We start from the raw sequence: 10,437 nt of genomic DNA on the forward strand, positions 1-10,437 counted from the left end.
GAGCCGTCTCGGCGACGGGCGCCTCCGCCTCGGCGGGGGCCGGCTTGCGGCTCGTCCGCTCGGCGGTCGTGGTCTCGGTGGTGAGGGAGGCGGCCGTGCGCTGCGCCTGGCGCTTCGAGGTCGCCGCGGAGGCCGCACGGCTGCGCGCGGCCGGGCTGGTCGTGCTCGCCGCACGCGCGGCACGTGCCGACTTGGCCGCCTCGCCACGGGCCGACGCCGCCTTCGCGGAGGCGGTGCGCGACGCCGCGGTGCGCTTGGACTGCGGGGTCTGCTCGGCGTCGACGGCCGGCGCGTCCTCAGCGGGCTTCGGTGTCGCGCTCGTCGAGGCCGTCGACCTCGCGGCCGCGGATCTGCCGGCCGACGTCTTCGCGGCGGTCGACTTCGCGGCGGTCGTCTTCCCCGGGCTCGTCTTCGCCGCGGTCGTCTTCGCTGCGGTCGTCTTCGCGGCGGTGGTCTTGGCAGCGGACTTCGCCGCCGTCGACGTGGCGGCCGTGGACTTGGCCGCAGCCGAGCGCGTGGAGCGGGGCTTGGCCGCCGGCTTCGCGGGGCTGTCGGACTCGTTGTCCGCGATGGCGGGACGGCTCGCTGCCCGTGCGCTCGTCGTGCTCCGCGACGCCCGCGGCGCAGCCGACGACCCCCGATCGGCAGACACCCCGGTGCCGGTGCCTTCGGGTTGTTCGTCGTTCTGGTCGGAGCGCGAAACGGAAGTCACCACGCAAACCTACCAACCACCGCGCCGCGAACCCAGTCGTGACGTCACCCGTTGACGCGCTGGGAACCTGTGCATCCCCTGTGCTCTCGATCACGATCCTGCTACGACCACGTCAAGGGGTCGGCGCAGCGGGCGCGGAGCCGATATCCTGAGACCCGGCATAACGGCGTGTCCACATTCGAACTTCCGGATGAACGTGGGGGGAACGCTCGGCAACGAGCGCCCGTGGCATCCGACCATTGAAGGAGATGCAGTGACCACCCAGATCGTGATTCTCGCGGCCGGCATGGGGAGCCGGCTCGGGCGTTCCCTCCCCAAGCCCCTCACCGAGCTCAGCGACGGCCGCACCATCATGCGGCAGCAGTTCGACAACATCGAGCACGCGTTCGGCGCAGGCGCCGCCGTGACGATCGTCGTCGGCTACAAGCTCGAGCACATCATCGAGGCGTTCCCGCAGGCGTCCTTCGTCTACAACGAGGAGTACGACCAGACGAACACCTCGAAGAGCCTCATGCGCGCCCTCTCCGCCTCGCACGCCGGCGGCGTGCTGTGGATGAACGGCGACGTCGTCTTCGACCCGCGCATCCTCGACCGCGCACTGCCGTTCATCGCCCGCGACCAGTCGTTCGTCACCGTCAACACCGCCAAGGTGTCCGACGAGGAGGTCAAGTACACGACCACGGCCGAGGGCTACATCAAGGAGCTCTCCAAGACGGTGCGCGGCGGCCTCGGCGAGGCGGTCGGCATCAACTACGTGTCGAGCCGCGACAAGGCGGCCCTGCTCGGGCACCTCGCCCGCGTCGGCGACCAGGACTACTTCGAGCGCGGCATCGAGCTCGCGATCGAGCAGAGCGGCATGCTCGTCGAGCCGATGGACATCTCCGACCTCTACGCGGTCGAGATCGACTTCGCCGAAGACCTGGAGCGCGCGAACCACTTCGTGTGATCAGCACCACAGCAGTGAAGAGCGGATGCCACGCGGCATCCGCTCTTCGCATMTCAGAGGTCGGCCGGCGACTCCGCCGTGGGCGGCCGACTCAACAGTCGGCCGAAGAGACCGACTGCGCCACGCCCGCCKTGGCGAGCCGCGCTGCGATGACCCGGCCGACCCAGGTGAACAGCACCGGGCTCAGCACCCACAGCGGCAGCGCGATCGCCCACGCCCACCACGCGTAGTGCTCGGCGCCGAGGCCGATGAACACGGCGACGGCGAGCACCAGGCCGGCGAACGCCGCCGAGACGTAGAACATCCACGCGTCCCACCGCCGGTAGCGCGTGATGAGGAACGGCAATTCGATGAGCGCGCCCACGAGCAGGCCGGTGCCGAGGTACCGCCCGATCCACCAGGGGGCGAAGGCGGTGCCGACGAGGCCCGCGATGACCCCGGCGAGCACCGCGGTGCCCGGGCGCCTCAGCAGCGCGAGCGCGACGACGCTCGGAAGGAAGTGCACGCCGACCGTCAGTCCGTAGAGCAGCGGGCCGAAGGCCGCGAACGCCGCCGCGAGGTAGCCGGATGCCCCGGCCACGAGGCCTCCGGCCACCCCGATCGCGGCGCAGCTCAAGAGGACGCGGGTACTGGTGCGGCGCACGACGCTCCTTCCGGACGGGCACGGCACGCGCCGTCGGCCCGGTTCAAACCTACCGCCGCACGGCATCTACGATGAGAGCGTGATGAGCTACGCCGACACGCATCCGCTGCAGCGGACGCCGATGGCGCGGTACCGGCACTCGCTCTGGCTGCTCACCACGCGCGACCTCAAGGTGCGCTACTCCACGTCGGCCCTCGGCTACGTGTGGTCGGTGCTCGACCCGTTGGTGATGGCGGGCATCTACTGGTTCGTGTTCACGCAGGTGTTCGAGCGTCCCGTCGGCACCCAGCCCTACATCGTGTTCCTCCTCTCGGCGCTCCTGCCGTGGATGTGGTTCAACGGGGCCGTGTCGGATTCGACGCGCGCGTTCCTGAAGGACGCGAAGCTCGTGCGCTCGACGATGATCCCCCGCACCATCTGGGTGAACCGCATCGTGCTCTCGAAGGGCATCGAGTTCCTGCTCGCACTTCCGGTGCTCGCCCTGTTCGCGATCGTCTTCGGCGCCCAGGTCGGCTGGCAGCTCGTGCTGTTCCCGCTCGCGATCCTGCTCCAGGCGATCCTGACGGCGGGCGTGGCACTCATCGTGGCGCCGCTCGTGGTGTTCTTCCGCGACCTCGAGCGCGCGGTCAAGCTCATCCTGCGCTTCCTCTTCTACGCGTCGCCCATCATCTACGGCGTCACGAACCTCCCACCCGAGCTGCACGTGTGGGCCGCGTTCAACCCGCTCACGGGCATCTTCGGCCTCTACCGCTCGGCCTTCTTCCCCGACGAGCTCGACTGGTTCAACGTCGCGATCGCCGCGGTCATGTCCATCGCCATCCTCGCCGTCGGGCTCCTCGTCTTCCGGGGCAGCGTGCGCCAGGTGCTGAAGGAGATCTGATGACGGATGCCGCAGCGGCGGCGCTCGCCGCAACGGAGACGCACGCCATCCGCGTGCGCGGCCTCGGGGTCAGGTTCCGTCGCAACCGGCGGGGTCGGCGCAGCTTCAAGGACCTGTTCGCCGGACGCCGCCGTCGTACCCGCCCCGGCGAGTTCTGGGCGCTCCGCGACGTGTCGATCGACGTGCGCCCGGGCGAGGCGATCGGCGTGGTGGGCCGCAACGGGCAGGGCAAGTCCACGCTGCTGAAGCTCGTGGCGGGGGTCATGATCGCCGACGAGGGCACCGTCGAGGTCACGGGCGGCGTGGCCCCGCTCATCGAGATCACGGGCGGCTTCGTCGACGACCTCACGGTCCGCGACAACGTCTACCTCACCGCCGGACTGCACGGCATGACGCGGGCGCAGATCGACGCGAAGTTCGAGGAGATCATCGAGTTCGCCGACATCGGCGACTTCCTCGACACTCCCTACAAGCACCTGTCGAGCGGCATGAAGGTGCGCATCGCGTTCGCCGTGATCTCGCAGCTCGAGGAGCCGATCCTGCTCGTCGACGAGGTCCTCGCCGTCGGTGACAAGGCGTTCCGCGAGAAGTGCTACCGCCGCATCGAGGAGCTCCTCGACGGCGGTCGCACCCTGTTCTTCGTCTCCCACAACGAGCGCGACCTGCGCCGGTTCTGCACGCGCGGGCTCTACCTCGACAAGGGTGCGCTCGTGCTCGACGCCGGCATCGACGAGGTCCTCGACCGGTACAACGCCGAGCACGGCACCGCGTAGCGACGCCCGCCTCGCATACCTCATCGGCGGGGCGCGCGCGAGCCCTCCCCGTTTCGGGCGACCTCCCTGCCGCCGCATCTAGGATCGGCGTCATGGCCGAACGCGTGCACAGGATCACCTCGTTGGGCGGGGACGCGGCCCGCGAGGGTCAGCCGTCCAACTCGCCGACCACGGGGCCGGGGGCCGGCACGTCCCAGCCCTCGGGCACGAGCGGGCCCGGCGGCCGCGCCCCCGACGAGGGTCGTGCGCACGGCATGGAGCGCGGCATCGACACTGTGCTGTCGATCCAGCGACCGGTCGTCGTGGCGCACCTGCGCGGCATCCGCCGACGAGTGCCGAACGCCTCGCCCGACCAGATCGTGCGCATCCTCGAGCGCCGCTACCTCACCGCCGTGACGACCGGCGGCGCCGCCGTCGGCGCGACGGCCGTCATCCCCGGCATCGGCACCGGCGTGACCCTCGTGCTCTCGGGCGTGGAGACGGCCGGGTTCCTCGAGGCCACCGCCCTGTTCGCGCAGTCGGTCGCCGAGGTGCACGGCATCGCCATCGAGAACCCCGAGCGGGCGCGAGCACTGGTGATGACGCTGATGCTCGGGCGCGAGGGCGTCGACCTCGTGCGCCAGTTCGCAGGGCAGGCCGCCGGCGGCGGCATCGCCCGCAACGCCTACTGGGGCGAGCTCATCACGAACACCATGCCGAAGGCGGTCATGGGCACCGTCGTGGACCGGCTCCGGCACGTGTTCGTGCGGCAGTTCGCGGTGCGCGGCGGCGCCGGCATCATCGGCAAGGCCATCCCGTTCGGCATCGGCGCGGCCATCGGCGGCGCGGGCAACCACATCCTCGGGCGCCGGGTGCTGCAGCAGTCGCGCCTCGCGTTCGGGACCCCGCCGGCGACGCTGCCGCTCGAGCTCGAGCCACGGGAGGGCGACGGCGTGCTCACGGCGGCGACCTCGCGGCTGACGCGCGCCGGCGCCGGCCTCGGCGGTTTCGCCGTGGAGACGAGTCGCGGCCTCCGTGCTGCGGCATCGCGAGCGGCACGCAGGAGCCGCCGGCATCCGAAGCCGCCCGAGGTGGAGCGCTAGGCGCCGAGCGCCTCGGCCTCGTCCTCGTCGTCTTCCTCGAACTCCTCGACGTCGTCGTCGTCGGYGTGCAGGGCGGCGAACCGCTCCCACTCCTGCATCAGGTGCTCGACGGCGGCGTGGAAGCGCTCCGTGGTGACCCCGGGCGTGGTGTCGCCGAAGTACCGCTGCACCCACACGCCGAGGCGTTCGAGGGCGTCGGCGTCGTGGGCGACCTCGTCGACGCGTGCGACCATGGCCGCGGCATCCGACACCTCGAGCCACTCGCAGGCCTGGAGGTATCCGCCGGTGTCGATCTGCGCTTCGGGGTTCGCGGGCCGCGTGATGAGCAGCGGCTTGCCCGCCGCCAGGCGGTCGTAGACCATCGCCGAGATGTCGACGATCGCCACGTCGGCCGCGGCCAGCTGCCAGCCCAGCGACGGCCCGTCGTCGAAGACGTGCTGCGCCGTGGCATCCGCGGCATTGGCCGCCGCGATCGCCGCGATGATCTCCCGGTTCGCCGCGCCGTAGGCGGGGTCGACGACGCCCGACCTCGGGTGCGGGCGGTAGATCACGCGATGGCGTCCGGTGGCGAGGAGCCCGCGCACCAAGCCGACGCCGTGCGAGGCGATCGAGCCGTAGGCGGCGGCGCCGCGGTCACCCTCCCACGTCGGCGCGTAGAGCACCACCTCGCGGTCGTCGGGCGTGTACGGCAGCGGCGAGCCGTCGAGGTAGTGGTCGGCCTGCGGGCGCCCGATCGGGATGGCGCGCTTGTCGAAGTCGTAGTCCCAGAGCACCTTCTCGAGCCGCGCCCTGGCCGCATCGCCCGCGATGAAGGCGTAGTCGTAGGCCTTGAACTGGTTCGTGGTCATGTACATCTTGTCGGACTCGCCGTGGTTGATGAACACGTGCCACCGGCGCCCGTACCGCATCATCTGGAAGTTCTTGGCGTTCTGGTTCACGTAGAACACCACGTGCAGGTCCTGGTCCTGGATCACCTGCTCGAGATCCGCCACGCGGCGCACGTAGGCCACCGGCAGCGGCGACTCCGCGAGCAGTTCCAGCGCCGAGCCGGAGGCGCGGCTGAGGATGAGCACCGGATGCCGCCTCGACAGCTCGAGGAGCGGCTTGTACCACTGCCGCAGCTGGTAGAGGTTCACCCGCCCGTCGGCGAAGTAGACGCCGATGCGGAAGTGGTGCGGCTCGAGCGGAGGCTGCTCGGCGAGCCTGGTGACCAGCTCGCGCTGGGCGCGCCGCGACCACATGATGTCCTTGGCCAGCTTGACGGCACGCCGCGTGTCATTCCGCAATCCCACCGTCCAAGGGTAGCGGGCGGTGGCTGCGCCTCAGACGATCGGGGGGCGCCCGGCGAGGGTCATCCGCCAGACGGTGCGCCACCGCATCGGACGCCGCTCCCCCGGATGCTCCCGCCAGCCCGCGCGCCAGCCCGCGAACCAGGCCTTCAACGCGGCCGGCTGGCGCGCCCAGCGCAGCACCTGGATCGCCGTCCACGACCCCACGTAGAACGGCACGAGGACCAGCGGCAGGTTGCGCCGGGCCAGCCACACCCGGTTCCTCGCGTTGAGGCGGTAGTAGTAGGCGTGCCGCGCCGGGTCGATGACCGGATGTCCCGCCTCGAGGTCGCCCGCATACCAGGCGACGTGCCCGGTGTCCCACACGCGCCACGCCAGCTCGATGCCCTCATGCGCGTAGAAGAACGGGTCGGCCCAGCCGCCCGTCGCGTCGAACACCGCCCGCGGCATCAGCACGGCCCCCTCCCAGCAGGAGAACACCCGGCTCGAGTCCGACGCGTCGCCCTTGCGGATGCGCGGGATCCACCGCCGCGGTGACACGCGACCCGTGGGATCGACGACGCGGGGCTGGATGAGGCCGAGCTCGGGGCGCAGCGCCAGCATGCGGCATCCGGTGGCCAGGAATCCCGGGTCGGGCAGGAACGCGTCGTCGTCGAGGAAGAACAGCACGTCGCCGTCGACCTCGGGTACGCCGCGATTGCGCCCGGCGGGGATGCCGAGGTTCTCGGGCAGGTGCAGCGTCTTCACGCCCGCGGGCAGGGCCGGCTCGGCCGTGGCCGGATCCCAGCCGTTGCCGACGCACACGACGTCGACGACCACGTCGTGCTGGTCGAGCACGCTCCGGATGCCGCGGGCCAGGTCGTCGGGACGCGTGCCCATGGTGAGCACCACCACGCCGACGCGCGGGCGGGCGGGGTGACGGCGCGCGCCGCCCGGATCGCCCTGCGTGTCAGGAACGGACACGTCGCGACGCCATGATCGCCACGAAGTGGCCGACCAGGGAGAGGATCGCAAGCGGCAGCAGCAGGCCGACGACCCAGCGGTCGACGACCGGCTGGCCGAGGAACAGGCCGACGAGCGCCGCGCCGAAGGCGATGAGCGTGAGCTCGACCGAGTGGTAGAGCCGGTGGAACGGCAGGAACCGGGCCGCCTTGCGGAGCTTCGCGACGAGTCCGCCGCGCGGCGCCGTCTCGCCGTGCGTGTCGGTGAGCTTCGGCAGGCCGGCGTTCGCCCGCGCGACGTGCACCATGTCGTTGAGCGCCTTGTTGAGCACGATCACGAGCGCGAGGAGGGCGCCGATCGTGGTCCAGAGGAAGTCGGCGGGGAACTCGAGCGGGTAGGCGGCGGCGCGGATGCCGAGCGCGAGCGGGATGAGCGCCTCGGTCGTGTAGTGGCCCACCTTGTCGAGGAAGACCCCGGCGGGCGACGACGTGCGCCGCCAGCGTGCCACCTCGCCGTCGCAGCAGTCGACCAGCATCTGCAACTGCCCGAGCACGACCGCGAGGAGGGCGCCCCAGATGCCCGGGATCAGCAGCGCGGCCGCCGTGGACCAGCCCACGAGGATCATCAGCCCGGTGACGCCGTTCGCGGAGATCGATGTCTTGAGCAGCCACCACGTGAGGTAGGGCGAGAGGTTGCGGAGGTAGAGCGAGGCCGTCCAGTGCTCGGCGTTGCGCCGGCCGCGCACCTCGGGCGGCTGGGCGACGGCGCGGAGCTCGGCGATGCTCGTGGGCCGGGCGTGAGCGTGGCCGGCGGCTTGTGACATCCGCGTCACCTTCCCGTGTGCTTGGCGATGTTGCTCGTCAACGAGAGGAAGCCGAGCACGAAGCCCACACCCCACGAGACGTGTATGCAGGGCAAGACTACGAGAAAGCGGCCGGCCACCGCCGCACCGCGGTGCCGCGCGTACATGAGCGTCGCGGCGACGACGAACAGCAGGTACACGACCGGCACGAGGAATCCGAGCAGCAGCCACGGCGTCGCGCCCACGGCGGCCTGCACGATGCCCGCGATGCCGAGCAGGAGCCCGACGGCCACGCCCACCACCATGACGGGCGGGATGAAGTAGCGGATGCCGTTCGCCGACGGGAACCGGCGTGCGAGCTCACCGCGCCAGAGCCCGGTCGAGAACATCTGCCGGGCGAGCCGCTCGACCGTGGAGCGCGGACGGTAGGTGACGGCGAGCGCCGGCGTGAACCACACCGTGCCGCCGGTCTCGCGGAGGCGGCGGTTGAGCTCCCAGTCCTGCCCGCGCTTGATCGTCTCGTCGAAGAGCCCGACCCGCTCGAGCGAGGTGCGGCGGAAGACGCCGAGGTACACCGTCTCGGCGGGGCCCTCGTGGCCGCCGACGTGGAAGGCCGAGCCGCCGAGGCCGACCTTCGTCGTGTAGGCCAGCGCCACCGCCTGCTCGAAGGGGGTCTCACCCCGGGCGTCCATGATGCCGCCCACGTTGTCGGCGCCGGTGCGCTCGAGCACCTCGACCGCCACCCGGGCGTAGTCGACGGGGAGCATCGAGTGCGAGTCGACGCGCACGACGACGGGGTAGCGCGCCGCGCGGATGCCGATGTTGAGGCCGGCCGGCGTCGACCCGACCTCGTTCTCGAGCACGCGCACGCGGGCGTCGCGGGCGGCGAGGTCGGCCACCAGTTCGCCCGTGCCGTCGATCGAGGGACCGACCGCGATGAGCACCTCGACGGGGCCGTCGTAGTCCTGGGCGAGGATGGACTCGACCGCGGCGCGCACGTGCGAGGCGTCGTTGAGCACGGGCATGACATACGAGACGCCGACGAGCGACGACGGAGTCGTCGGTTGGGGCAGCTCGGGCATGTTCCTCACTCGCTCGGAAGTCGATCGAGCCTAGCAGCCGACCCCCGTGAGGCCCGTGCGAGCACACAGGCGGCGGGGCCGGATCGATGTCGATCCGGCCCCGCCGTCGTGGTCGTGCCGAGGCGTCAGCTCTCGAAGGTGCCGAGCGTCACGGTGACGGTCTTGGAGTCGCCGTCGCGGGTGAAGGTGACCTGCGCCTTCTCGCCGCCGGGCAGCGCCCGCACCTGGGCGGTGAGGTCGGTCTGGTCGGTGATCGGCACGCCGTTGAACTCGGTGACGACGTCGCCCGACTGCAGGCCGGCCTGCTCGGCCGCTCCGCCTGCGCTCACCTCGGAGATGAGGGCGCCGACCGTGTTGCTGTCGGCGTCCGACTCCGCCGAGGTGACCGTCGCGCCGAGGAGGCCGTGCGTGGCCGCCCCGTTGTCGATGATCTCCTTGGCGATGCGCTCGGCCAGGTTCGACGGGACCGCGAAGCCCACGCCGATGTTGCCGGCCTCGCCGCTCGAGCCACCGGCCGAGAGGATGGCGACGTTGACGCCGATGAGCTCGCCCTCGGAGTTCAGGAGCGCGCCACCGGAGTTGCCGGGGTTGATCGCGGCATCCGTCTGGATGACCGGGAGCGACACCTGGCCCGAGGCCTGTGCCTGGGGCGCCTCGGGCTGCGAGCCGTCGGGGTTCGGCAGGTCGAAGAAGAAGTCGAACGGGCTCTGCTCGGAGCCGTCGCCGCTGTCGCCCTGGCCGCTGTCGCCCTGGCCGCTGTCGCCCTCGGTCGAGTCGTCGGGCGTCGCCGGCGCCGCCGAGGACGCGACATCGATCGAGCGGTTCAGCGCACTCACGATGCCGTTGGTGACGGTGCCCGACAGGCCGAGCGGCGCGCCGATCGCGATGGCGGTGTCGCCGACGTTGAGCTTGTCGGAGTCCGCGAAGTCGAGCGGCGCGAGGCCTGAGGCATCCACCAGCTTGATGACCGCGAGGTCGGAGAGCGGGTCGGTGCCCACGAGCTCGGCGTCGTAGAGGTGGCCGTCGTTCGTCTTCACCTGGATGGTCGGGTCGCCGGTCGCGCCGTCGAGGGTCACCACGTGGGTGTTGGTGAGCACGTAGCCGTCCTCGGAGAGGATGATGCCGGAACCGGTGCCGCCGGCCTGGCCGCCGGTGACCGAGATGGTCACGACGCTGGGGCTCGCCTTGGCGGCGACCGCGGTGATCTGGTTCACCGAGTCGGTGTCGTTGACGACGATGTTCTGGGCGCTGCCCGCGCTCTCGGACGACGCGGGAGCATCATTGCC

Annotated in this window: 11 protein-coding genes; 5 read left to right on the forward strand and 6 right to left on the reverse strand. The window is 71.3% G+C overall.

The genetic code is table 11. The annotated features are described in order from the left end of the window. Together AC1DY2_RS08830 and AC1DY2_RS08835 are read left to right on the forward strand one after the other, a co-directional pair. On the forward strand, window positions 1-767 hold a 767-nt coding region (locus AC1DY2_RS08830), incomplete at its 5' end, for a hypothetical protein (protein ID WP_476762074.1). A gap of 198 nt (window positions 768-965) precedes the next feature. Further along, window positions 966-1,658, forward strand: a complete 693-nt coding sequence (locus tag AC1DY2_RS08835) for a phosphocholine cytidylyltransferase family protein (protein WP_309979672.1) — start codon at window positions 966-968, stop codon at window positions 1,656-1,658. A gap of 91 nt (window positions 1,659-1,749) precedes the next feature. Here the strand turns inward: AC1DY2_RS08835 and AC1DY2_RS08840 are convergent, their stop codons facing one another. Then, a complete protein-coding gene (locus tag AC1DY2_RS08840; RefSeq protein WP_476762075.1) occupies window positions 1,750-2,301 on the reverse strand; it encodes an ECF transporter S component in 552 nt (183 codons plus the stop codon). Between the two features lie 82 nt (window positions 2,302-2,383). Between AC1DY2_RS08840 and AC1DY2_RS08845 the strand changes: the two genes are divergently transcribed. From AC1DY2_RS08845 to AC1DY2_RS08855, 3 genes are all read left to right on the forward strand, one after another. Then, window positions 2,384-3,181 (forward strand): ABC transporter permease, encoded by a 798-nt coding sequence (locus AC1DY2_RS08845; protein WP_476762076.1) that lies wholly within the window; start codon window positions 2,384-2,386, stop codon window positions 3,179-3,181. Next, complete coding sequence (locus AC1DY2_RS08850) at window positions 3,181-3,954, forward strand: ABC transporter ATP-binding protein (RefSeq protein WP_476762077.1); 774 nt, start codon at window positions 3,181-3,183, stop codon at window positions 3,952-3,954. The genes AC1DY2_RS08845 and AC1DY2_RS08850 overlap by 1 nt, the downstream gene beginning before the upstream one ends. Window positions 3,955-4,046: 92 nt before the next feature. Then, complete coding sequence (locus AC1DY2_RS08855; RefSeq protein WP_476762078.1) at window positions 4,047-5,036, forward strand: hypothetical protein; 990 nt, start codon at window positions 4,047-4,049, stop codon at window positions 5,034-5,036. Here the strand turns inward: AC1DY2_RS08855 and AC1DY2_RS08860 are convergent. The 5 genes from AC1DY2_RS08860 to AC1DY2_RS08880 form a co-directional block, all read right to left on the reverse strand. After that, the gene (locus tag AC1DY2_RS08860; protein WP_476762079.1) at window positions 5,033-6,328 is read right to left on the reverse strand and encodes a hypothetical protein; all 1,296 of its coding nucleotides are present in this window, start codon (window positions 6,326-6,328) and stop codon (window positions 5,033-5,035) included. The genes AC1DY2_RS08855 and AC1DY2_RS08860 overlap by 4 nt on opposite strands. Window positions 6,329-6,358: 30 nt before the next feature. Next, window positions 6,359-7,204 (reverse strand): glycosyltransferase family 2 protein, encoded by an 846-nt coding sequence (locus tag AC1DY2_RS08865; RefSeq protein WP_476762083.1) that lies wholly within the window; start codon window positions 7,202-7,204, stop codon window positions 6,359-6,361. Between the two features lie 70 nt (window positions 7,205-7,274). Then, window positions 7,275-8,090: a CDP-alcohol phosphatidyltransferase family protein gene (locus AC1DY2_RS08870; RefSeq protein ID WP_476762080.1), complete on the reverse strand. Its 816-nt coding sequence runs from the start codon at window positions 8,088-8,090 to the stop codon at window positions 7,275-7,277. 5 nt (window positions 8,091-8,095) lie between these two features. Beyond that, window positions 8,096-9,151: a glycosyltransferase family 2 protein gene (locus tag AC1DY2_RS08875; protein WP_476762081.1), complete on the reverse strand. Its 1,056-nt coding sequence runs from the start codon at window positions 9,149-9,151 to the stop codon at window positions 8,096-8,098. 125 nt (window positions 9,152-9,276) lie between these two features. Then, the coding region (locus AC1DY2_RS08880) for a S1C family serine protease (RefSeq protein WP_476762082.1) at window positions 9,277-10,437 on the reverse strand (1,161 nt) is incomplete at its 5' end.

Source organism: Agromyces sp. P1_H4 (assembly GCF_056405255.1).